The organism is Terriglobia bacterium (genome assembly GCA_020073085.1).
Classification (GTDB): Bacteria; Acidobacteriota; Terriglobia; order JAIQFV01; family JAIQFV01; genus JAIQFV01.
The window spans coordinates 1-23,958 of sequence record JAIQFV010000031.1; the positions used below are offsets into that span (position 1 = coordinate 1).

Consider the following 23,958-nt stretch of genomic DNA (forward strand, 5'->3'; position numbering starts at 1 on the left):
TTTGATCGGCACGGATAGAAGGTCGTTCCGGGACAATTCCAGGAATTTCCCGAACTGAAAAAAGAGCCACCAAACCCGAGCAGAAAAGCAGCGCACAAGGAGCTTGACAAAAACAGCCTCATAGAAGGCACCGACATTCGACATTCCGACTTTCGACGATTGTTTCATCCACAGATTTCTCGGATGGCGCAGATGGAGTGGTACACTCTTACGTTCTCAAGATGAATCCCGGAGGAGACTTGATGGAGAAAGTCCTCTCAAGAGGTCAGCTTTTGTTCGCCGTTGCCATAGGGGCTTTCGGCGTCGAAAATCTGATCTGTGCTCGCTTCGGGCTGGGGGTCCGCGGCGTCCCTTGATTTTCTGAAAATCCATTCCTGGGATACCTCACCGGCATTTTCCTTCTCATGGCCGGCCTGAGCCTTGCGGCCAACGTCCGGGCGCGGTTGGCGCCTGACCCCGGTTCATTATGTGACCACGGTTCATTCAATGCCATTGGACCAAGAAATTGATGCTGGCCCGGAATCGGCCCTCCCTGCCTCGCACCGCAGCGGCCCGCGCGATGATGTGCTGACGCTCGCCGCGATCGGCATCGTGGCCTACGTGGGCTGTGACCTGCTTCACGAATTGGCGGGGCATGGTGGGGTCTGTCTTGCCACCGGGGGCCGGCCGGTCTCGCTTTCAACCATTCATTTTCAATGTCTCGGAGGATGGCAGGCGCTGATTTGCGCGGCCGGCATTCTTGTCAATCTCGTGATGGGAACCCTTCTTTGGCTGATCGTTCGAAGGATGCACACCGCTTCCGTGCACACCCGCTACTTCTTATGGCTCAGCATGGCATACAACCTGTTCACCGGCTGGGGCTACGTGGTCACTTCGAGTTTGACGAATTCGGGCGATTTGGCGAATGCCTTCAGGGGCGTCTCCACGCAGTTCCAATGGAGAGGAGGGATGGCCCTGGCGGGTGCGTTATTTTATTTCGGATCGGTCTGGGTCACGACCAGGGAAGTCCATTCATTCATCGGATCGGATGAAGGGGGCCGCCTGTGGCGGCTGATCCTCATTCCGTATTTTGCTGCAGCCTTTGTCGCCTGTGCCGCCGGGGCATTCAATTCGATCCTGAGTATGCCCCAGGTGCTGATCTCGGCAATCAGTACAACGTTGGGGGCATGGGGGTTTTTGTTATTGCCGCTATTTTTCCTGTTTCCATGGATTCGAAGCATTCGCATCCCTTCTCCCGTTCCGGTGACTCGGAACCTCGGATGGATCATCACCGCCGCGGTGGTGGTCGTCATTTTTGTCGCTGTGATCGGACCGGGCATGAAATTCGGGGGCAGAGGTTGATACCAGCGGGTTTTTCATCCACAGATTTCGCGGATGATACAGAGGAAATTGCGGACAAACATCCGATACTCTGGCGATGCACAAACCGGAATAGATCGGCTTGAAAACCTGAAGCGTTTGTTTGGTCTTGTGGTTTTGCTCTCCGATTTTCTCCGCGGCTCGGAGGTGCGAAATGTGCAACCTTCGGCACTCCCCAATCGGTTATCCCCCAACCGCTTGCCGCGTGAGCACATAAACGACCCACGGGGCGATCCTCGTTTCATTGACCCACAGGTAGGGCTCATCGCCTTTGGCCAGGGGCTTGTACGCTGCAACCGGACTCAGACGGGCACGGTCGTAAACCTCGCGGTAGGATTCATCGGTCCAGAGAATATCTTCGGTGGGTCTGCGGTCGGCGAAGTCGGTGGTGACGATTTTCACCGTGTCTCCCGATCGCGCCAAACGGTTCTCGGGATAGTCCTTTGTTGAGAACGACGCCCACTCATGGGTATAGATTTCAGGGGACGAGACGACGCTGACCATTTTCCCTGAGGCACTCAACAGGGCTCCCAGATCGTGGAACAGCCGCACCTTCGTTTCGAACCCGGGGATGTTGTCGAAGGTGAAAAGGGAAAGGACCAGATCGAACGCACCCGCCTGAAACTCGCTCAAATTATCATCCTGGACCAAACGGTAATCGCCGGCGGGATCAATCGTTCTGGCTTTCGCAATCATTTCGGGTGCGATGTCGACGCCGACGGCGTCGAAGCCGAGCTGCCGCGCAAATCGGGTCGAACGCCCCGGGCCGCAGCCGAAATCGAGCGCCCGCGTTCCGGTGACATGATCCCGGACAATGGCGGGAATGTCCCGGTAGGCCAGGTAGTAGGTATTGGCGAATTCGAGCTGCGCGTACGCCTCAGCCCGGGTGGTGTCTCCATAGCAGTTGGTAAACGCCATTCGAATCTCTCCTCACGTCGCCACGTCCCATATCCCCATGCGCTCTCTCATGGAGTCAGGGACTGACACCCTTTCCTAAGCAACCTCGCAGGATTGTCAGCAAGGCAGGTGTCTGTCCCTCTATCTCTTCGAAAAGTATGCAGTAAGGTTGGCCTCAATGTCCAGACGAAGAAGTCAGGGACAGACACCCTTTCCCAAGCAACCTCACAGAAGTCAGGGACAGACACCCTTTCCCAAGCAACCTCACAGGAATATCAGCAAGGCAGGTGTCTGTCCCTCTTTCTCCCTCTTTCTCTTAAGAAGCGGGAGAGATTAGATTGAATGATGATTTGTGTCAGATTGCTGAGAACGGCAAATCATCCACAGATGACGCGGATGACACAGACCAAGGCGGAGAGAACGAATCGACTGGTCGGCCAGGCACGGTCCGGAATGAACAGGGTTGAGGCACGAAGAGGTTAATAGGTTTTGTAGTTTACCACTCCGCCGGTCTTTGCGGCTCTGCGTTGCAAATTTGGTGGCGGCTACGGCGTCTTATGCCGGAGGCGATCGAGCGCGGCGGCGCATTGCAGAGCCGTAAACTTCATTCCGTCACGTCCGTACTCGACGCCCGGCTCGCATGGATAGTCCTTCACCAGGCCCTCAAGCAGTTCCGGGCTCACCGCTTTTGCCTCCCACCAGGCCACGCGAAAGAAGACGGCTCCTCCAAACTGGGTGATCTTATCGAGATTGGCTTCCTTGAGGTTCACCCACACCAGCCACATGTTCTCTATATTGTCGCCGCTCAAATCCACTCCTCGCCAATCGGCGTCTTTGAAGTACGTTGCGGAGAGGTCAAGCGTTGAGGCGTTGGGTCGACGGGTTTTCAGGACTGAACCGACCTGGGCGGAGATCCTGGGTGTAATCGTAGTGAAGTAGTCGAGCAGACTCGCTTCCTCTGGACTGAGTTTCCCGCGGTCATTGGTTTGGGTTTTCGGATCCCACGACTTGTTCAACAGGGGAGTTCCTTTGGTGCTGAGGGCCCGATCGAGTTTCAAGACGAACTCCAGGTTACTCCAATCGACCGGCACGAAGGCCGCCCCGAACAGATCGTTGAAGAACACGGGGTCGGTGCTGTTGGCGAGGAGCTGGACGGCAGTGAGCTTGGCGCGGTCGCCATATTTTGGAGAATTCAAAAACGGGTGAAGCGCGATGATGCCCGGCGGCAGTTTACTGGTCTCGGAAATGGTTTTGACGGTCTCTTCCCACCGGGCATCCAGCGCCGCCTCGCTCTTGTCCCGCTCGGCGCGCATAAACTGCCAGTTCTGTGCGATCAGGGTGGCAGCGAGGGTCACGATGGTCACAACGGGAGTCAGGATTGCCACGTATTCTTTGAGGCGCTCGGAACGTTCCCGTTTTGAGGCCGTCTCATTCTCATGCTGAAGTTTACGCTCTTCGAGCGCTATTTTTCGGAGCTCCGCCTGCGCTTTTTCCATGTCTGATGAAAGTCTCAGAACCCCTGTCGTCTTCTCAACGGCAGAAGCAAGCTCGGACACCGACGCATCCTGGGCTTTATTCAAGAGTGAGCTGGCCGCGGCCCGGAGTTGCTCCATTTGATCCATGGCGCCTCTTCAATGGAGATTGGCTATTTAATTGGAAAACGGATCTTATTGTACACCGGTTTTAGCCGCTTCGCGATGCGTTTAAAGAGAACGAAAACAGGGGGCGAGCTTGACACCTGATGGATCAGAGGGCCTCCAAAATGTTCCCTATTCGGCCCTGACTCCAGGACTGTTCTGGTGCACAAGCGAAGGATGTATGTGGGGCAGGAGTGGCAACTGATCGTCGTTGTTTCATCCACAGATTACGCGGATGACACAGATGGCTGGCCTTCCTGTGGTTGGCAAGCCCCGAGTCAGGAAGTTTCGTGTCCTGCGATCTTACCGAGCTGAGTACTGCTATAAACGAGAATTGCTACGGTGATCAAGAGAGCACACGCTCCAACAACTATGGCGAGGTCTACCACTGGAAATGGCAAGGACTCGGATCCTCGCAGAACCATTTCATAGGGTCCAATAAGAAATAGGCGGGAAAGCCACAAGGCGTTGGGCCTTTCTCTGCAGAGGTGGTCTACGAATGGGTAGACCAAATACGAAAGAGCAAGCACTACTCCTGTATTCCCCCACGAACGCAGAACGGTCGAGAAAAAAACCAGGAGGCACGCTGAATACGCGAAGCAAAGGGTCAATCCGATCAAGGCCCCCAGAGCGCCCCGCAGGGTTGGAACATGGTGAGTGAGGACGAGATATATCCCCACGAATAACTGAATGCAAATCGCCACCCCAAGACAGAAACCAGCCGCTCCCACGGCACGCCCTACAATAAAGCTTGCGCGGGAGATCCCCAGGGAATGCACGATCAACGCCCGGCCCGATTCCACCTCTGAGGCGACAATCCCGGAGCATACCAATAAAGGAAGAAAGAGCAGCAGAAGTGGTACGTGGGGGGTCCCGTAGAAATCACTCCAGCTCGCCATCCCGCCTCGAGCTGAGAGGGCGATCGCCACACAGAGCAGGACCGGAATGATCCAACTGCGTGTTTGGTGTCACTCGTGGGTTCACTGCAAGGCATATTCGCAACAGTCATTCGGGTTAGGCACCTACATTTTCCTTTTGACACAACTTTGGGATGTATGACGCCGGCTTTTCTACGGTCGGCTTGACATCATTCTTCTGAAGAGGTATACGAACGATGTGGCTTGAATCTCCGTAAAGGGAGGGTCACACATGAGAAAGAAGATCCGCAAGTCAAACGTCGAAACTTCTGAAGATAAAGCCCTCAGTGAGGCAATCCGCAGAGTTTACCAAAAGTACGGAACGAATTTGAGCGCGTTTGTTCGTGACGTTCATGATGAGCTAACAATGAAGCGCCAAGACATTCCTGAGCAAACCGAAGAGATACGAGCGTGGCGTTGCCGAAAGTAAGGAGAAGGATTTGATCGTTCCAATGGACATTTTTAGGCCCAATCCTTCCAGGGCAGTTTACGTTCAAGGCGTCATCGATGAGAAGCTCGTTTACCGCCTTACTCCACGGATCGTTTTTCTCCAGAGCCAAAATCGGTCTCCGATCACCGTCTATATCGATAGCGTTGGGGGAAACATCTCCCACATGGAAAGCTTATGGAGGTTGCTTACTGCTTCGAATCAAGATTTTGCTCTACCTTGTCGTATCATCACCGTTGTTACATCTAGGGCGGCAAGCGCTGCGGCTGACCTGCTCTCGTCGGGAGACTACGCTATAGCTCTACCTCAAAGTACGATTCTTTATCACGGCTCTAGAACATTTCGGGAAATGCCAATGACGGTCGAAACGACATCGATGCTGGCCCAACTCCTGCGAATGACCAATGAGACATACGCAATGGAACTCGTTCGCAAGATCGAAAGCCGATTCATGTTTCGTTTCATGCTGTCGAAGGACCGGTTCGATGATATCCGAAAAAAGAATCCTCGGAAACAAATGACGGATACAGAATGCTTCCTCGCCGTCATATCGGATAGCCTTTCCGCTCGGGCCAAGAAGCTCTTTGAAACCGCCCGCGAGCGCCACGGAAGATATGATGCGCTTCTGAAAGCGGCCAAGCGTAAGAAGGCATACAAGGAAGTGGCAAAAACTGAAGCTGCCCGAATAAAAGCAATCGTAGACTTTGAGGTAACGAATAACAAAGGTGACAAGGACTGGACCTTTCAGGGTGGGGGCCTGACGCGGCTGACCGATGACTTTTTCCTCCTCAATGAACACCTAGCAAGTTCCCAAAGCGACCGGCTGAACGCGTTATGCTCTCAGTGGGGATGGTTCTCGCTAAGCAAAGATGAACAAGCAGAAGTAAGTCAGTCCCCAGACGCAGATAGAACGAAACTTCTAATCAATAAAGTTCGGCCACTATTGGAGCCACTATGGGCATTTTTTGTGGCACTCTGTCATGCCTTGCAGGAAGGAGATAACGAACTTACGGCGACAGATGCCTTCTGGCTTGGACTCATTGACGAAGTGATGGGTGATAGTGGATTGCCATGCTTTCGGCTCATAGCTGAGTACCGAGCAGACCCCCCGAAGCCCGAGATTGCAAGGGGCAATGAAGAGTCGAAAACTATAAGTGAAAGACAAGTTACTGGTCAAACCAGCGACCAAGCAGGGAGGTAATCAAGAAACCTTGAAGGTCAAAGGTGGTGGCGAAGATTGGCCAAAGAAATTGGTTACTAAGGAGAGGCGGAATGCTGCTGGCCGTAAGAAAGGGCACCACAATTCCGGCAGGTTGATACATAGTCCGGTGCATATAGCAGATACTTCTACAAAATTTTTGAGTCCCTGTTTATTCAGCTTGAGGAGATAAGAACTTCCTGCGTCGATGCATGTAGGATGATTGTGGAGATTGGGTAACACAAGATGCTTTTTGCTTCTTTCATGCTGTTCAGCCTTACCCCCCCCCAAAAAATAGCTCGACACGGCAGAGAATTCAAGTTGCCTATCATGGAAAACACCATAAGTCGGAAAATTGATGTTGACTTTCAACTCAACATTCAGATAGGATAAAAGGGTGGTAGGCAAAATTACGCTTGGAAGTCGGATCAGGGCGCTGAGGCTCGATGCCAAACTCTCGCAGCGTGATCTGGCCGCTCGCCTCGCAAAACCGCTGAAAGGCTTCGATTTCACCTACCTCTCCAAGATCGAAAACGACCGGCTTGTGCCCTCAGCATCAGCGATCCTAGCCTTAGCGGCAGAACTAAGAGGCAATAGTGATGAGCTGCTAGCCCTCGCTGGCAAGGCTCCGGCGGATGTCGGCAATATGCTCCAAAAAAGTGAAGGTGCTCGGATGTTTTTTCGATCTGCCCTGTCTAAAGGGCTTTCGGAGGAGGATTGGAAGAACCTGTTGCTAGACATTCAGAATAAAATGAGATGAAATTCTATCGGAACGAACAGATCGAGCAAATCGCGGAGCAGCGTCTCCTGTCCTTTGAGCGGAAGCTGGAGCGACCGCTGTCGTTGCCCGTCGACGTGGAACTGTTCGGTGAACTCGTTTTGGAGCTTAGGATCCTCTGGGAGGACATCGATGAATTGGCAGGAGAGGAAATCCTCGCCGGACTACGCGCCGCCGATCGGCTGATTGTGATGAATGAACGCCGCAAGCACGAAATGGAACAGAAACCGGGCCGTCGGCGGCTAACCCAGGGCCACGAGATGGGCCATTGGGATCTGTTTGTGGACAAATCAAAGCTGGATTGCCCCACGCTATTCGAGGCGACGGCTCCGGGCATATTTGCATATCGTTGTTCAACCAGTGGTCAGGTCCAGATCATGAAAACCTTGCTCTCTTGTGAGGGGGGCCGCGAGCACTTGCTTCAGATCAACTCCCGCTTAGATTGCCCGGATGAAGCGCGTTCCGTGAATCGCTACGCAGCCGCAATTCTGATGCCCCGCGCTGTCATCATCGACGAAGCCAAGAAGGTCGACCGAACGCAATGGCCGAACCTATACCGATTGGCCCAGCGGTTTGACGTCACAATTTCGGCGCTCCGGGTGCGATTGGAACAGTTTAATCTCTTGTACGTGGATCAAGAAACAAAAAGGCTTTACCCCTCGCTGGAGGATGCGAAGGGACAGGCCCGATTGCTCTTTTAAAAAATTTGACAGGAATGTTGAGTTGAAAGTCAACAGCAAATCACATCCAAGAGGGCGACAGCCACCTGGACGAACCCGGTTCCAGGTGCATTCCGTCAAGGAACGCGGACGCCCTTGGAGGATAGACGGTTCTCGCAGCCAAAAAAACCCAAACAGAAAGGAAATTCGAATGAAGGAATTTGAGATTACGTGTATCAATAAACCAGACCGTTCCAACACCCATGAGCACATCACATACATCGGCAATCTCGCTGGCCTTTGGCGTATCTCTCGGGATGCGGCGATTCTGAGGATCGAATCGAAGCAGGAAGCTTTTTATACAGTCGATCGCTCCACCGGAAACAAAGTCTATATCGGCGTCGTCAGAGGGGATGGCAATAAAGCCGCCTACCTCAGGACATACTCCGATGGCAAATGGAAGGATAATCTACTGGCTCTGGATGATTGTACTGGTGCTTGTCGGATCATCGGTTAGGCACGCGGCGGAGGTGGGGTCAGGTTTCGGCGCTGACCTCACCAACCCACTTTGATTCTGAAAAAAACCAGACCAGCTACCTAATTTTGTGGCTTCTACCAACGATAGGCAGATGGCTGGGCTCAGTTTTGCAAATTGGAGATTTCTGGCTGTTCCCAATTATCCTGATCCCAGGCCTTATGAGCGACGAGATTTTAGTATAACCGCTACTGGAGATATACTATGCCAAGAACAATTGATGAAGGATTCCGGGACTTCCTAACAAAATTGACCCCAACCACTGTGGAGTCTGAGTCAGCCAAATTCCACCGCGCCTCCATTGAGGCTTGCTTGAAGAACAACTTTGGACTCAAGCGATTTGCCCGAATTGGATCATTTGGAAACGGCACGAGCATTTCGGGATACAGCGACGTTGATTATTTGGCCTGTCTGCCGACGGACCAACTCACTCTCCTATCTACCTCGTCTCTGACAAAAGTTCGAAACGCCCTTGAGGCTCGGTTTCCCGATACGGGGGTTACGGTAAATTGCCCTGCTGTTGCCGTCCCTTTTGGCTGGAGGAAAGCAGAGAGCACTGAAATTGTCCCCGCCGATCATGTCAACGAATGCAATGGCTTCAAAGTTTATGATATCGCAGACTGTGCGTCTGGGTGGATGAACGCCAGTCCAGATGCCCACAATGCTTATGTGAGATCGCTCGATGATAAGCTCGGTGGGAAAGTCAAGCCCCTCGTACGTTTTATCAAGGCTTGGAAGTATTACCGAAATGTTCCGATTTCTTCGTTTTATCTTGAGCTGCGCGTCGCAAAGTACGCGAGTAGTGAATCAGCAATAGTGTACGACATTGACGTTCAAAGAGTGCTTCGGCTTCTGTGGGATAATCAGCTCGCTGATATGCGGGATCCGATGGGCATTTCTGGCTATATTTCAGCCTGCAAATCCGACGCGTTACGCGAGGATGCTCTGTCGAAGCTGGAGACAGCGGTTACACGAGCGGAGAAAGCCCGACAAGCGACGGGAATTGAGAACATTTCGATCGGATTTGATTGGTGGCGGCTTGTCTATGATAACGAATTTCCAACTTACTACTACTGAATGAGCACGATTCTTATTGAACAGAACACCGAAAGACAACTGCAGCGATTGGGCGCCCAACGCCAACTCTACGGAACTGCAAAGAAAGTATTCATCGCACAGTTGATTCTCGGCGGCCCCGTCGCGGTTGTAACAGCATTGCTTGTTGGGATATTCCCTAAGCTTAGAGGTTACACAGCGTTGTGGGGTATACTAGTGGTGCTCTCGGATATTGTGTGGTTCACCCCGTGGCAAAAACGCCTTCGAGATGCGGCGGCGCGAGTTCAAGAATCATTTGATTGCGATGTCTTATCGCTGCCTTGGAACTGTTTAAAGGCAGGCAATCGTCCGGATCCAGAACTAGTCAAGGAACGAAGTGAGAAGTACAAAAAATGGGCCGCAAAGCTGCCTCCTTTGACCAACTGGTATTCTTCGGCTATCGGGGATCTTCCATTACACATTGGTCGGCTAGCATGTCAGAGGTCGAATTGCTGGTGGGACTCAAAGCAGCGCAGGCGTTACGCGACGTGGGTGATTGCGATAGTTGTCACAGTCTTTACCCTGATGATTTGCCTCGCCATGGGGAATAAAATTACACTTGAAGATTTTATGTTGAAGGTCATTGCCCCACTTGGTCCGGCATTAATACTTGGGGTGCGCCAATTTACAGAACAGATGGAAGCGGCGGCGCGCTTGGATAACCTAAAGGAACATTCCGAGCAGATGTGGAATGACGCGCTGAGTGGAAAACCTGAAGCTGAAGTCACTGCGGGATCTCGCGGGCTCCAAGATGAAATTTGTGAAAACCGAAAGAAAAGTCCGCTCGTTTTTGACATAATCTATAAGCGGCTTCAGCGTGACTACGAAATGCAAATGAATTACGGAGTTGCCGAGTTGGTTGCGCAGGCAAAAAAGAATCTTTAAGTATATCGATCTGCCAGCTCACAGCAACTTCGGTGCATTAATCTGCTCCCCGGAGGACGCATGCGTTCGGGTCAGGCACCGACACTCAACAGTTCAAGAACTTCTTGCCCAAGAAGAAAGCCAAGTTCTTTTGTCTTTTCATCGCAAATGTCGAATGTGGGTGCCTGACCCATCGCTGTTCGTTATTGGCCAGTAGCCAATATATAGTGATAAGCAGGCAGGTCCAAATTGTGAATTCTGATCGTTCTAGACGTGGAAAATTGAAAATTTAGATCCGACCCTAAAAACCTAATTATTAAACAAACCATTCAATGAGCGTACTCACCCCAATGTCTGTAAATTCCAATTTACGCCTTTCTGGCAGGGCTCGCAAATCCACTGGTTCACATTACACCCCCTCGATCCTGTCTGATTTTGTTGCGCATCAGATTGTGGATGCTTGGGCGTCAAAGAAAAGTGCTCCTGAGGTCTGCATCCTTGATCCCGCAGTAGGCGACGGCGAGCTTCTTCATTCAATTATGCGGGAAGCATCAAACCAGATGGACTCGAAACTTCACATCTTTGGTTTTGAGACCAATGAGGCTGCCCTGAATGCCGCTAAAGCGCGTATAAGGAAGTGTTTTCCCAAGGCCAGAATGTCCATGATGTGTGAAAGTTTTTTGGATTTTGTTTTGGAATCCTACGGTCTCACAAGACAGAACACTTTGTTTGAAAGAATGTCCGTAAACAAATTCGATTTGGTGATTGCTAATCCGCCATATGTTAGGACGCAAGTGATGGGTGCCAAGCGGGCGAGTGAACTGTCTCGGCGATTTAATCTCTCTGGGCGCGTTGACCTGTACTACGCATTCATACAAGGTATAGCAGCTACCTTGCGACCAGGCGGAATTGCTGGAATCATAGTATCGAATCGGTTTATGACTACGAAGTCAGGCGCGAGCATACGCGCTAGCATAAGAGAAGAGTTTGATATTTTACATGTATGGGATATGGGGGACACAAAGCTCTTCGAGGCTGCTGTCCTCCCGGCGGTCCTCCTCTTAAGAAAGAAAGATAAAACCGGAAATTCAGCAGTTTCTCTTTTTACCACGATATATACGACGCGTTCAGAGGGGGAATCTCTGCATTGTGAATCGGTGATAGACGCGATTAATTGTGCCGGAATAGTCGATGTGAAAGGCGGCAAACGCTTCCTGGTTCAACACGGCAGTTTAGATTGTGGGTCGGGCGCGACTGGAGTATGGCGTATTGCGACTCCAAATTCCGACGCGTGGCTCGAACAGGTCGATCGCCATACATTTTGTACGTTTGGATATCTAGGTAAGGTCCGCGTAGGAGTGAAGACTTGCGCAGATAAAGTGTTTATTGGGTCCCACTGGGATCAACTTCCGGAAAACCGGAGACCGGAGCTTTTGCGACCACTGGCAACACACCACGTGGCTAGGCGGTTCAGAGCAATAGTGCCCGAGTTGCAGCAGCGCATTTTATATACACATGAGGTTGTCGGGGGTAAAAGAGTTGCGGTGGATCTCAAAAAGTATCCACGTACCGCGCAGTTTTTGAGACGATTTCGGGCCGAACTAGAAGCGCGAAAATATGTTCTGGATGCGGGGAGAAATTGGTACGAGATATGGGTACCTCAAGATCCGAATGCATGGACTTCTCCTAAGTTGGTTTTTCCAGACATTTCAGAAAGACCGACGTTTTGGATGGATCTCACCGGTTCCGTAGTAAACGGTGACTGCTATTGGCTGATGTGTGAAAATGTCGGACAGACTGAATTGCTCTGGCTTGCTCTGGCAGTGGCCAATTCTTCATTCATCGAAACTTACTATGATCACCGCTTTAATAATAAACTATATGCTGGTCGTAGACGATTCATTACACAGTATGTCCAGGAGTTCCCTCTTCCATCCTGTGAGACCGATATCGGGAAGGAACTCATCGAAATTGCGAAAAGAATATATGAGTTGACACCATCGCGCGAGGCCTCGAGATTGGAGAGGCGACTGAACGATCTCGTGTGGTTCTCGTTTGGTTTCTCACTGAAAGAAACCAGTCGGTAGCGGTATCTGAAGCTTTCTGTTCAATACCATCCCTTCGAACCGGGTGAAGCGCGTAAAGAAAGCCTCTCCTGTAGTTAGATAAAAATGAGTCAGTGTAATAAAATTGCTCCTCGTGCTGGCATAAAACAAAGCGTATCGGACGTCGCAGTGACGTATTTGCATCCCTCGAATGTTTGGAACGTCAAGAAGATCTCTACTATTGGGTAGCACGAGGCCCAGATCAATGGTGGGAGATGTTTGCAGTTTCACCTCCAAAAGCTGGTTACGAATGTCTGGGAAGCTGCCGTCATCTGCGTAGTGCAAATATCCGAGCTTCATGCATACGAGCCGGTGAAGTTGTCCCCCACGGTTTCGTTCTTGATCTGATCCAATATCAGAAAACCCTTGCCCGATTAGCTGGGAAAGCCGCTCATAGACCACACCGATCGGAAGCAAGTCACTTGCGCTGGGGTGGTCAGTCGGACTCGGTTGGAAGACCGTGGGTGGGTTATGTGTGAGCAGACACGCCAGAAGGTTTTCTGTGTCCTGTTGAGTGACAAGTTCAGCTGGCTCCGAACGAGTGGTAAGGCGTGCCTGGTACTTCTGCGTCAAAGTTCCAGTGGTGTCTAATTTTGCTAATGCGTTACCGCTGACCACTTTCACTCGTTCTATCCGATCATTCCCGGACACACGGATGATCACATATCGCCGGCCAGGATCCAATTCCTCGTTCCAGACTTGCAGGTTGTTCGATTTCTGAATGTAAGTGTCGAAGAGTTGGCCGAGAAATCGTGGATGGCTCTTTTTGAAAGAGGACGGTATGGGATAACCAAGGATTCGACATATCTTTTCCTTAACAACCTTTGATCGAGTTCTTAGCGGCAAACCGAAAAGAGGAGTGTTTCGCAACCCCTCGTTAAGGAGAACCTCCAATTCAGGAGACGGTATCCAAAGGTCTGAACCCACCTCGATCTTGTCATAAATGGAAAGACCGCTTTTGCTGATTGCAGTAACAAAGCGCTTGGCAAGTTGGGAGTCACCGCTCATTCCGGGCTCACCTCTTCGTCAAGAGATTGGGGACCGAGGTTCGTAGAGCGGTCGCAAGGTCAACCAAGGTACGCAATGTCACGTTGCGTTCTGAGCGTTCGACTGAGCCAATGTACGTTCTGTGCAGACCACATTTGCTAGCGAATTCTTCTTGCGAAAGATTCTTCTTACGACGGAATGCGCGCAAGTTCTCGGCGAGAATATTTCGTAGTTCGAGGTCAAGGTTGTTATTCATGGTCAGTCATGAGGTTTGGATTGAGGTGCTGATCGTCGTGGGTATAATTACAGCTGTGATGTCTCTGAGTCTACAGACTAGAAGTAGCATAAACACGAGGCCTATGGATTGAGCACAAATATAGTGTCCGGAGAGCTAAACCATGAGAAAAAGGATCCTCCTGCTTTTTTTATTACTTCTTCACTGTTCGGCTGGGGTTGCAGCCAACCATCCCACACCCGTTCAGGGCGACTTCACGATCAAGAATTACGAGTTTGAGAGTGCGGAGACCCTGCCGTTGTTGAAGCTGCATTACCGGACGCTGGGCACTCCGGTCCGCGATGAAAAAGGAATAATCCGCAATGCGGTGCTGATCCTGCATGGAACCGGCGGGGCGGGGACACAGTTCTTGACCGACACGTTTGCCGGCGTGCTGTTCGGGCCGGGACAACTGCTCGATGCCACCAAGTATTTCATCATCCTGCCCGACAACGTCGGCCACGGGCAGTCGACGAAGCCCAGCGATGGAATGCACGCGCGCTTTCCTCATTACGGCTACCACGACATGGTGGTCCTCCAGCACCGGCTCCTGACCGAAGGCCTGGGGGTAAACCATCTCCGCCTGGTGATGGGCACCTCGATGGGCGGGATGCACGCGTGGATGTGGGGGGAGATGTACCCGGACTTCATGGACGCGCTGATGCCGCTCGCCAGCCTGCCTGTCCAGATCGCGGGCCGCAATCGCATGACCCGCCGCATGGTCCTCGATTCCATCCGAAACGATCCCGAATGGAAAAACGGGGAATACAAGACCCAACCACGCGGCTTGACGAGCGCCATTTACACGATGATCTTTATGACCAGCACTCCGCTGTACTGGCAGAACCAGGCGCCTACCCTTCCGGAGGCTGACAAGATGTTTGACGACCTGGTGAAGCTGCGTCTTTCCCGTACCGACGCCAACGATATGCTGTACCAGTTCGACGCGTCACGCGACTATGATCCGTCGCCACAGCTCGAAGCGATCAAAGCGCCGCTCCTCGCCATCAACTCCGCCGACGATCAGGTGAATCCGCCGGAGCTGGGCATTGCCGAACAGCAAATCAAGCGCGTGAAACGGGGGCGGTTCGTTTTGATTCCGATCAGCGATAGGACTCGGGGACACGGGACTCACTCGCTGCCAGAAGTTTGGAAGGATCATCTTGAGGCGCTATTAAGAGAATCCGGCAAGAGGGGCGAGTGAGAAAATCCAAATTCCAAAGTCCAAAGTCCAAAGTCCAAAGTCCAAAGTCCAAATAAAATCCAAAGTCCAAAGTCCAAAGTCCAAATAAAATCCAAATTCCAAAGTCCAAAGTCCAAATAAAATCCACCATCCAAGTGAAACCCAAATTCCAATCCACGGCGGCGGACAAATTCCAAATGGAACCCAAAGTCCAAAAGCCAAAATCCTCGGCGGCGGACGAATTCCAAATAAAACCCAAAGTCCAAAAGCCAAAAGGCAAAATCCATTCAAGCGTAAATTGGGAGGTTTATTAAGAGAATCCGTCAAAAAAAGGGGAAAGTGAGAAATTCCAAAAGCCGGCCTACAAACAAAACCCAGACTTCAGGCGCCTGAATCCGATCAGCCTTCCGTACCTCGGACTTGGATTCTGGTGAGTTGGATTACTTCTTTGACTGGTCCCAGAGTCTGTCGGAGGCAGCCCGATAATCAGCATTATCGGGCTCGATTTTGTGGGCAGCGCGGTATTCTCTTAGAGCAGCGATCCGGTTACCTTTGCCTTCCAGAGCGACTCCCAGGTTAAAGTGCGCCACCGCCAGGTTTGGGTCCAGGCGGATGGCTTCCTGGTATTTCGTGATCGAGCTTTCTATATCACCCTGCCGATAAAGCACCTGGCCGAGGTTATGGTGATAGACCCCGACGGATGGATCGAGGCTGATCGCCTGCTTATATTTAGTGCCTGCGTCGGCAAAGAGGTCTTTTGAAAAGAGCATGTTTCCAAGAGCATTGTAGATGCCGGCGTCGTTTGGTTTCAGGCTGATGGCCTTCCGGCATTCGGCGATGGCGACTTCCAATTTGCCTTTCTGTTGAAGTGCCTGGGCGAGATTGAAATGGAGCACCCCGTCGTCCGGCTTGAGACGGATGGCCTCCCGATACTCCAAAATGGCCTCCGCATAGTCGCCCTTGTCATACAGCAAATTTCCAACGTCGTTGTGAGCCAGGGCATCGTCCGGCTTCGACTGGAGCACTTCGCGTAGCGCCGCGAGAGCCTCATTCAGGTCGCCCTTCTTCTTGAACGTATCAACAAGCTCCTGCCGGCACCAAGTCCAGGTGGGTTCCACCCGGATCGCCTCGCGGTACTGGGCGATGGCCCCCTCCAGGTCGCCTTTTTCCTGGAGCACGCGTACCAACTCCCTGCGCGCCCAGTCCAGCTCCGGCTTCAGGCGGATCGCTTCGCGCAACTCTTCGATGGCCCCGGCCAGGTATTTCTTGGCAGAGAGCACATAGCCGAGGTTTCCGTGGGCCTCGGCATAGTCGGGCTTCAGCCGGATCGCCTCCCGGAACTCGACGATGGCGCCCTCATGATCCTTCGCGTTGAAGAGTATGTCGCCGAGGGAGTTGTGCGCTGCAGCTGCTTTCGGATTCAGCCGGATGGCTTCCCGGTATTCTGCTGCGGCCCCGTTCAAATTTTCTTTGCTCGCGAGGACTAATCCGAGGTTATAGTGCAGGACCCAGTCGTCCGGCGTCAGATGCAGGGCGGTGGTGTGCTCGGGAGGGCTTCATCCAGGTCGCCTTTGTCAGAGAGGACCAACCCGCAAATATTGTGCGCACTCGCGTACGCCGGTTTTAGACGAATGGCTTCACGGCACTCGGCCAGTGCCCCCTCAAGATCTCCCTTCACGCGGAGTCCGTTGGCGACTGCCGTGTGGGCTTCGGCAGAATCGGGGTTCAGCCGCAACGCCTTGCGATATTCTTCCATCGCCTCGTCCAACTCCCCCTTTTGGTCGAAGACGACGCCGATGTTTCGTTGGGCCTCGGCGAATTGGGGATTCAGGCGCAGTGCTTCACGAAACTCGGCCATGGCCCCGTCCCAGTCCTCTTTTTCGAAGAGGGCATCACCCAGGCCGTTGTGCGCCTCCGCATTGTCCTTATCCAACCGGAGTGCCGCCCGATACTCGGCGATGGCGCCCTCCACATCGCGTTTCTTGAAGAGTGCGACACCCTGTTCACAGCGTGTTCGGCTCTCTTCCTTTTCAGGAGCCAGGCGTACGGCTTCCGCTTTTTGGGTCTCCAATCGTCTTGGTTCAGCCGCCGGGGGTGCTTTCCTCTCCGCTTCCTCCTGCGTTTTCCGTTCGGGGCGAGTTGTGATCTCTTCTTTCGGCTGGGCAGGTGGGGCCACGGCACCCGGGGAACTCTGGAGGATCATTTCCTCGGGGGCGGCGGGCGCCGGGTTTGCGGCAAGGCATTTCTCGGCGGCGTCTGAGACCCTGCGGCTGTCATCCGCGGTGAGGGTCTTGAGCGCCGTGCGAGCTGCAAGGGCGAGCCCGCGGTGTCTGCCGCGGAGCAGACGTTCCAGTTCGTGGATGGCCTCTTCGCGGATACTGGGAAACTTGCTGCCGATGGCATCGCGAATGTCCTGGGGCAGATCCGAGGGATTCACGAAAGGGGCGGGATTGCGGGCGATGATGATTTCGCCCTCCACGTCCAACTCCCACTTCATGGGTCTTTGGTGAGGCGTCACATCCAGGACACGGTCATGTACAAAGTCGTAAAGCTCGTCGAGGGAGACGACGCCGTCGCCATCCTGATCGGCCTCTCCTGACCGAAGCCCCTCCACCAGCGTTTGAGTAAAGACCGAACCCGAGCTCTCGACCGCCGATTCGAAGATGCCGGATTCGAAGGAATACTGGACGGCGTCGGAGGCGGTCAGCAGCACCCGCCCTCGTCCCTCGAAATGATCCTTCAGAACCACGTTGGCCTCGCCTTTGGCCAACAGGGCTTTTGCAAACGCCCCGCTGTAGCAGCAGTCCAGCAGCAGCACTTGTCGTTTGGACCGGCTTCCGGCCATGACCTCGTTGACGAAATGGTCGGGGATGGCGGTGGAGCGCAGCCACTGCGGATCGGTATTGAGGGCTGCCAGATAGAGTTTCCCATCCTCGTCCTTCAACCCATGACCGGAGAAATAGAGCGGCAAGAGGTCGTCGCGGGTGCGGGAGCGATAGAATTTCTCGATTTCATGCATGACCTCGGCGCAGCGCTGATTGACAAGCGTCCGGACTTCAAATCCCCCGATCGTGGGGTCCGCCAGGACGTCGGCCAGGGCCTGTGCATCCTGGGTGGGCGCGGTCAGTTGTCGCAGGCCAGTGTGCTCGTACTGCGAATTGGCGATGATCAGGGCGCTTTTGACCCCGCTCACGCGGTCGCCCCCTTCTGGCGGCTCATCCAGGCGTCGATGATCTGTTGCTGCTGCTTGGAGGGATTTCCAGTGAGGACAACCTTCTCGCCGTTTCTCTCCAGGGTCAAGCTGGTGCGGTCATGGCGGTTGAGCCACGACTGCACGGTCGTGATGAGCGCGGGAAGGACCACGGGCGCCAGCGTGACCAGGAGCGCACTTAACGTGATCGGATCTCCCTTGGCGCCTGCGGGTGCAGGCCCCCCTCGGACTGGGTTCACCCCATCGACGTCCAACTCCAGGAGTTCGTTGCGAAGTCGATGGGTGAGTTCTGCCACATCCTCCGGATCGGCGTCCGGCCCGGCATCAACGTTTAACATAATTTGTTTCGATAGGTCTGCCATGAAACCCCCTTTGGAGCGGGTCGATTCTCTAACTCGGTCTGGCGCGGATCGTTTCAGCAAATGGAAAAGGCCTGTCCTCCACGTCCTTGAGGTCCGATGTTCAGGCGAGCCTGACAGGTGAGGCTGTCCCCTTGACCTTATTGTGATTGATTTGCATTTTACTCTCCCCTTACTTGGTCACGCAAGCATGTGAAGATCAAAGACAGCTCCGGCAGGTATGACGCAATCCGGCTCTGAACGCTCAAGCGACGCGATGGAAAGAGACAAGGTCGCCGAAGTGGGGTGGGGGGCAATCGTGTAGGAATGCCCCCCTGAACATCGCATCATTCGGGACAGCCACCTCACTCACGTCACATGCCATCGTTCGGTCGAATCTCTGTCTGCGCCTTCTCCTGCTGAATCACGCGCAAGCAATGTCCGAAATTCCGACCGAATCAGCACACCAAACTCCGGACATCTTCCAGCCGCGGGTTTCATTGATTCGTGTGATTGAGTGTCAGGGTAACGTTCTTGGTGGTCATATCCTTAAACGTCGCGACACAATTCGCCGTGGCCCCTTCGGAGTGCGCCTAGCCGCTGCAATTAAACGAGGCCAATGGGTCGGTGGGCCTGGTGTCGGCGGCCGTGGTGGTCAATGTCCCGTTCGCACTCACCGTCATCGAAAAGCTATTTTGTCCACCGGCGAAACCAATTGTGAACCCGTTGCGGTCATAGGGTCCAAAGGCAAACGATTCCGCCGTCCCCGGGGTGCGAAGAAAGCCCGCATCAAACGTCATATGAAAGAAAAGGGTCGTATCCGCCTCAACAGGGGCAAACTCGGCGTGAACCGGCGTGTCAGTGCCGGTCGTCGTGTCGTGAAATGTTCCAGTGAAGCTTCCCCGGAACTGCTGCACGTCAAAGAAGCCGGACGCGCCGTCGACCACCGAGGTCGACGAGAGCAACCCGTCCTTCAGCAAGAGGGCGAGGGCATGGAATCCTCCCGGGCTGTCCGTTCGAAATCGATAGGATTTACCCAGATTCATCGAATCCTCCTTCGATTGTGGGCGATGGCCCGCAATCCGTTAAGTGTTTTGGGATCGGGGCAGATTATTACGTTTTAGGGGAGATTTCAACATTTTTGTGGAGGGATCTTTGTGGAAGGGGAGCAGGAACCCAGGGCCAACGCTGGGCTTCAGTTTACAGCCTCGTTGGGGTTGAGGGGCGGGGGTACATTATGGCCAGGGTGTCCATTCATGCGCAGAATTCAGATTCCCTTGCGCGAAGGTGGAGTCACTGTGCAGGACGCAACGGGATGGGCTCGATGCGCGATAACTGAAGGTTCTCCAGGAGAGGTTCCATTGGCCCCCAGATCGCCATGACTTCAGGGGTCCGGTGGGCGACGTCGGAAGCCCGAGCGTCCTTCCATTGAAACATCTCCACAAAGAAAAGCCGGTGGGTTTGCTTGTCGGAGGCGCGCCAGATCTGTGGGTTCATTTTCGAAACCAGGGCGGCACGATGCAGCACAGGCCATTGCTTCTTAATCAAAGCAAGCAGCTTCTTCTCTTTCCCTTTTTTGGGATAGTAAGAGACAAGCATCGTGACTGCGGCGGACTTAGCCATGTTTGTCCTCCATTGATGTTCGGGTCTCCTTGAGGTTTCACCAATAGATTCAGGGTTCGCAGGCATCAAAGGGCGATGCCTGCGGCACCCCGGTGTAGTGACGAATTCATTCGTTCTGGCACGCAGGCATCAAAGGGCGATGCCTGCGGCACCCGGCGTAGTGACGAATTTATTCGTTCTGATACGCAGGCATCAAAGGGCGATGCCTGCGGCACCCGGTGTAGTAACGAATTTATTCATTCTGAAACGCAGGCATCAAAGGGCGATGCCTGCAGCACCCGGTGTAGTGACGAATTTATTCATTCTGATACGCAGGCATCAAAGGGCGATGCCTGCAGCACCCGGTGTAGTGACGAATTTATTCATTCTGATACGCAGGCATCAAAGGGCGATGCCTGCCGCACCCGACGTAGTAACGAATTTATTCGTTCTGATACACAGGCATCAAAGAGCGATGCCTGCGGCACCCGGTGTAGTAACGAATTTATTCATTCTGATACGCAGGCATCAAAGGGCGATGCCTGCGGTACCCGGTGTAGTAACGAATTCATTCGTTCTGATACGCAGGCATGCAAAGAACGTATGCCTGCGGCACCCGGTGTAGTAACGAATTTATTCGTTCTGATACACAGGCATCAAAGGGCGATGCCTGCGGCACCCGGTGTAGTGACGAATTCATTCGTTCTGATACGCAGGCATGCAAAGAACGCATGCCTGCGGCACCCGGTGTAGTGACGAATTTATTCGTTCTGGCACGCAGGCATGCAAAGAACGCATGCCTGTGGCACCCCGGTGTAGGGACGAATTTATTCGTTCTGGCACGCAGGCATGCAAAGAACGCATGCCCGCGGCACCCGAGGTAGTGACGAATTTATTCGTTCTCGGGACCCCAGTCATGTCTTGTGTCTACGCTTCAGCCTGCACGCCCTGTTTCCCCCGACGCGCGATGGCGGAGACAATAGCGCCGATGAGGGAGCCCACCACCACGGTAAATCCAATCCACAAGGTCATCTGAGGGACGAGGGCCATGTAAAAATATTTCACGGCGAACGAAAGGTTGCCAAACTGCGGCGGGACCACATCGTAATGCGTTCCCCACCCGGCCCCTCCATTTCCGCGCATGGCCAGGTACATGACGACCACGACCGGGATGCGGGCCGCGAAGGCATAAACCAGCAGAACATCCCCCAGCGAGCGCCATCCCAACCGCGGGATGAAGGCCGCAGCCAGCATCAGCAGAAACGCGAGCAGGGTGAGAAGAGAGGGGTGCTCGAAAGTCAATTGAAGCAAGAAACTGGAGAGGAAAAGCACCACGAGGCCGAGCAACGCGAAAGCAATGGACCGGCCCACGCTGGAAGGTCCTTCGCCTGCCTTGGCCAACTTCAAGGCAAAATATGGGCCAAGGATGATCGGGAGCCACGATATGCCGATGATGGCGCCTCCACCGCCAGCCGCCGGGTTGAACAACAGCGTGGACCAGTGCTGGAGTTCTCCCGTCACGCGAAGAATCGTGATTCCCAGGGTAATGATCGCCGGGATAGCGATCAGACTCCAGGTGGAAACAGATCTCGAATTTCCCATCGATAACCTCCTTTTCATTCCTCTGGTTTGACCCAAAGCTCTGCGATCTTGGCGCGGTGGTCGGAAGGCGGTCGATCACGCATAAGTTGCGATGCAAGAATTGGCGGCAACCCGAGGCATTCCACTCCACCACTGACTACATTCTACGCGCCGAGCGGTATCCTGTTTCATATTTCATGCAGCATGTTAGAAAATAGTGACGGAAGATACTATCTCACGAAGAGGCACGCTTTGGTAGCCGTGATCCCGCCTTGCGCATCCGCGTCAACCTAAGACCGGAGTAACGAGTGGTCCATAATCCCCCCGGCGGAAGCGGATCACGGCCCGCCTCGTCGGGCTTGTGCAACCCAACATTGATGGGCAACGGAGGTTTCCCTATTTGATCATCACGCACCGGACTCTGTGGTTACCTTCTCGCATACAGGCAGACGCCTCCCCACGGCCGCGAACCCTGGCGGCCGGTCGGTTCGGGAAGCAATGCCACGAGACGCAACCAGAATGAAAGCCGATGCAGATGCGCGGCCGTGGTAAGCATCGAATAGACTTTGACCGGCCTCCAGCCGTAAGCCGTGAAATACTCGGGACCTTCTTCCGGCCCAAACTTCATCGACGCGCCGCTGTGGCTCAGATAGGGTCCGAGGCTCCGCTGCAATCTCTTGACGAGCCCGGGTGACAGGAGGTCGAGAATCCAGCGTTGAAAGCTGGAGGGAGCGGCAAGATCGGTTGCCAGGGAGTTGACCTCCTCTTCGCTGAGATAGGGGAGCAGCCCTTCAGTGATAATCAGGGCCTTACTTGCAATCCGGCCCAATCGATCAAACAGGTCGCGACGGGCACTCCCGTTGACGAGGTCCAACCCGATCCGTTCCAGATTTCCCGCGGGCTTTTCGCCCTCAAGAACCTTCTCTTTGTAATGGATGATTTCTGGAAGGTCCACTTCGATCCAATGGAAAGACGGGGGAAGGACCATCCGGTACGGTCTCGCATCAAGGCCGGCAGCGAGATTGATGACCATGTCGACGCCCTGCTGAATCTGATCGTGAATAAGCTGGTCGATCACTTGGGTCCGGGTGACAAACGACCAGGAATAGCGGTCGCCATAGGGCAAGGTATTGGCGATCTGTTCGCCGCGTTCACCCGCCAGGCGACGGGCCACGGGGTCACGAAAGAGCGCGTCGGGCCGATCGCTCTCACGTGCCCGAAACACAGCGGCCCAACGCGCTGTGTCAGAGATGGTCTGAAGTAGGGGTCCAGTGTGGGTCATAGCCTGTGTTCACAATGTAGTAACGAATTCATTCGTTCTGATACGCAGGCATGCAAAAAGCACATGCCTGCGGCACCCGAAGTCGTAACGAATTCATTCGTTCTGGCACGCAGGCATGCCAAGAACGCATGCCCGCGGCACCCCGATGTCGTAACGAATTCATTCGTTCTGATACGCAGGCATGCAAAGAGCGCATGCCCGCGGCACCCCGATGTCGTAACGAATTCATTCGTTCTGGCACGCAGGCATGCAAAGAGCACATGCCTGAGGCACCCGAAGTCGTAACAAATTCATTCGTTCTGGCACGCAGGCATGCAAAGAGCACATGCCTGAGGCACCCGAAGTCGTAACGAATTTATTCGTTCTGATACGCAGGCATGCAAAGAACGCATGCCCGCGGCACCCGAAGTAGTAACGAATTTATTCGTTCTGATACGCAGGCATGCAAAGAGCGCATGCCGGCGGCACCCGAAGTAGTAACGAATTTATTCGTCCTCAAACACATGCCTTCGGCGCCGGCCGCGAGGGCGTTGCGATATGCCACATCGACGTCCGGGACGGTTAGATAAAATGTCGATGCCATCGGCTGATAGGGTTCGTGAGCTTCACTCATTTCCAGGACCGAGTCTCCAATTCTAATCTTGACGTGATGGACCACGCCGTCCGGGGATGCATGCTTCACAATTTCCTGTGCGCCGAAAGCACGCCTGAGAAAGTTGAAGACCGGCTCAGCGCGCAACGGATGCAGGAACGGTGCGACCGTGTGCAGACCTTCCAGGATGTAGCTTTTCCCCAGACCGGTGGCAATGTACCATTGATTTCCGAGTGGATCCTTCACGCCGCCTACGCGCTCGCCGAAATCCCGATCCACGGGCGCCTGGAGCGACACTACGCCGTGCGATGAAGGCATATACCCGCTCAAAGTTACTTTCATAAAGGGCGCCAAACCGGGAGGGGTCCTTCTGTGCCGCAAGGAGTCACTATCAAAATCAATTTGCAAACACTTCT

The 23,958-nt window shown here is 53.7% G+C and carries 23 protein-coding genes; 10 read left to right on the forward strand and 13 right to left on the reverse strand.

Going from position 1 to position 23,958, the window contains the following annotated elements; genetic code table 11:
* The first annotated feature begins 486 nt into the window (after window positions 1-486).
* Window positions 487-1,341, forward strand: coding sequence for a hypothetical protein (locus LAO21_20405; protein ID MBZ5555084.1), 855 nt, complete (start codon window positions 487-489; stop codon window positions 1,339-1,341).
* 201 nt (window positions 1,342-1,542) lie between these two features.
* Here the strand turns inward: LAO21_20405 and LAO21_20410 are convergent, their stop codons facing one another.
* Both LAO21_20410 and LAO21_20415 read right to left on the reverse strand, forming a co-directional pair.
* Window positions 1,543-2,277 (reverse strand): methyltransferase domain-containing protein, encoded by a 735-nt coding sequence (locus LAO21_20410; GenBank protein ID MBZ5555085.1) that lies wholly within the window; start codon window positions 2,275-2,277, stop codon window positions 1,543-1,545.
* 524 nt (window positions 2,278-2,801) lie between these two features.
* On the reverse strand, window positions 2,802-3,878 hold the full coding sequence (locus tag LAO21_20415; protein MBZ5555086.1) for a hypothetical protein: 1,077 nt from the start codon (window positions 3,876-3,878) through the stop codon (window positions 2,802-2,804).
* Window positions 3,879-5,042: 1,164 nt separating this feature from the next.
* Here LAO21_20415 and LAO21_20420 point away from each other — a divergent pair.
* From LAO21_20420 to LAO21_20455, 8 genes are all read left to right on the forward strand, one after another.
* Complete coding sequence (locus LAO21_20420; protein ID MBZ5555087.1) at window positions 5,043-5,240, forward strand: hypothetical protein; 198 nt, start codon at window positions 5,043-5,045, stop codon at window positions 5,238-5,240.
* A 10-nt stretch (window positions 5,241-5,250) separates the two neighbouring features.
* Window positions 5,251-6,459, forward strand: a complete 1,209-nt coding sequence (locus LAO21_20425) for an ATP-dependent Clp protease proteolytic subunit (GenBank protein ID MBZ5555088.1) — start codon at window positions 5,251-5,253, stop codon at window positions 6,457-6,459.
* A 394-nt stretch (window positions 6,460-6,853) separates the two neighbouring features.
* The gene (locus tag LAO21_20430) at window positions 6,854-7,216 is read left to right on the forward strand and encodes a helix-turn-helix domain-containing protein (GenBank protein MBZ5555089.1); all 363 of its coding nucleotides are present in this window, start codon (window positions 6,854-6,856) and stop codon (window positions 7,214-7,216) included.
* The gene (locus LAO21_20435) at window positions 7,213-7,935 is read left to right on the forward strand and encodes a hypothetical protein (GenBank protein ID MBZ5555090.1); all 723 of its coding nucleotides are present in this window, start codon (window positions 7,213-7,215) and stop codon (window positions 7,933-7,935) included. The genes LAO21_20430 and LAO21_20435 overlap by 4 nt, the downstream gene beginning before the upstream one ends.
* Before the next feature lie 169 nt (window positions 7,936-8,104).
* Entirely contained in the window at window positions 8,105-8,410 is a 306-nt protein-coding gene (locus LAO21_20440) for a DUF3892 domain-containing protein (GenBank protein ID MBZ5555091.1), read from the forward strand.
* Between the two features lie 222 nt (window positions 8,411-8,632).
* Window positions 8,633-9,505, forward strand: a complete 873-nt coding sequence (locus tag LAO21_20445; protein ID MBZ5555092.1) for a nucleotidyltransferase — start codon at window positions 8,633-8,635, stop codon at window positions 9,503-9,505.
* Window positions 9,506-10,408, forward strand: coding sequence for a hypothetical protein (locus LAO21_20450; protein ID MBZ5555093.1), 903 nt, complete (start codon window positions 9,506-9,508; stop codon window positions 10,406-10,408).
* Window positions 10,409-10,719: 311 nt separating this feature from the next.
* Window positions 10,720-12,474, forward strand: coding sequence for an N-6 DNA methylase (locus LAO21_20455; protein ID MBZ5555094.1), 1,755 nt, complete (start codon window positions 10,720-10,722; stop codon window positions 12,472-12,474).
* Here the strand turns inward: LAO21_20455 and LAO21_20460 are convergent.
* Window positions 12,451-13,500, reverse strand: coding sequence for a restriction endonuclease (locus LAO21_20460; GenBank protein MBZ5555095.1), 1,050 nt, complete (start codon window positions 13,498-13,500; stop codon window positions 12,451-12,453). The two genes, LAO21_20455 and LAO21_20460, sit on opposite strands and share 24 nt — an antisense overlap.
* A 7-nt stretch (window positions 13,501-13,507) precedes the next feature.
* On the reverse strand, window positions 13,508-13,735 hold the full coding sequence (locus LAO21_20465) for a helix-turn-helix transcriptional regulator (GenBank protein ID MBZ5555096.1): 228 nt from the start codon (window positions 13,733-13,735) through the stop codon (window positions 13,508-13,510).
* Window positions 13,736-13,877: 142 nt separating this feature from the next.
* On the opposite strand from LAO21_20465, the gene LAO21_20470 reads away from it, so the two are divergent.
* On the forward strand, window positions 13,878-14,957 hold the full coding sequence (locus tag LAO21_20470) for an alpha/beta fold hydrolase (GenBank protein ID MBZ5555097.1): 1,080 nt from the start codon (window positions 13,878-13,880) through the stop codon (window positions 14,955-14,957).
* On the opposite strand, the gene LAO21_20475 is transcribed toward LAO21_20470, so the two are convergent.
* From LAO21_20475 to LAO21_20515, 9 genes are all read right to left on the reverse strand, one after another.
* On the reverse strand, window positions 14,928-15,209 hold the full coding sequence (locus tag LAO21_20475; protein MBZ5555098.1) for a hypothetical protein: 282 nt from the start codon (window positions 15,207-15,209) through the stop codon (window positions 14,928-14,930). The genes LAO21_20470 and LAO21_20475 overlap by 30 nt on opposite strands.
* 167 nt (window positions 15,210-15,376) lie before the next feature.
* Window positions 15,377-16,399 (reverse strand): tetratricopeptide repeat protein, encoded by a 1,023-nt coding sequence (locus LAO21_20480; GenBank protein MBZ5555099.1) that lies wholly within the window; start codon window positions 16,397-16,399, stop codon window positions 15,377-15,379.
* A gap of 59 nt (window positions 16,400-16,458) precedes the next feature.
* Complete coding sequence (locus LAO21_20485; GenBank protein MBZ5555100.1) at window positions 16,459-18,129, reverse strand: tetratricopeptide repeat protein; 1,671 nt, start codon at window positions 18,127-18,129, stop codon at window positions 16,459-16,461.
* Window positions 18,126-18,509, reverse strand: a complete 384-nt coding sequence (locus LAO21_20490; GenBank protein ID MBZ5555101.1) for a hypothetical protein — start codon at window positions 18,507-18,509, stop codon at window positions 18,126-18,128. Before LAO21_20490 ends, LAO21_20485 begins: the two co-directional genes overlap by 4 nt.
* A gap of 569 nt (window positions 18,510-19,078) precedes the next feature.
* The gene (locus tag LAO21_20495) at window positions 19,079-19,531 is read right to left on the reverse strand and encodes a hypothetical protein (protein MBZ5555102.1); all 453 of its coding nucleotides are present in this window, start codon (window positions 19,529-19,531) and stop codon (window positions 19,079-19,081) included.
* A gap of 247 nt (window positions 19,532-19,778) precedes the next feature.
* Complete coding sequence (locus tag LAO21_20500) at window positions 19,779-20,108, reverse strand: hypothetical protein (GenBank protein MBZ5555103.1); 330 nt, start codon at window positions 20,106-20,108, stop codon at window positions 19,779-19,781.
* A gap of 906 nt (window positions 20,109-21,014) precedes the next feature.
* Window positions 21,015-21,689 carry a hypothetical protein gene (locus LAO21_20505; GenBank protein MBZ5555104.1) on the reverse strand — a complete coding sequence of 225 codons (675 nt, stop codon included), beginning with the start codon at window positions 21,687-21,689 and terminating at the stop codon, window positions 21,015-21,017.
* Window positions 21,690-22,095: 406 nt separating this feature from the next.
* Window positions 22,096-22,950, reverse strand: coding sequence for an SAM-dependent methyltransferase (locus LAO21_20510; protein MBZ5555105.1), 855 nt, complete (start codon window positions 22,948-22,950; stop codon window positions 22,096-22,098).
* A gap of 355 nt (window positions 22,951-23,305) precedes the next feature.
* Window positions 23,306-23,884: a hypothetical protein gene (locus tag LAO21_20515; GenBank protein ID MBZ5555106.1), complete on the reverse strand. Its 579-nt coding sequence runs from the start codon at window positions 23,882-23,884 to the stop codon at window positions 23,306-23,308.
* Window positions 23,885-23,958 lie beyond the last annotated feature (74 nt).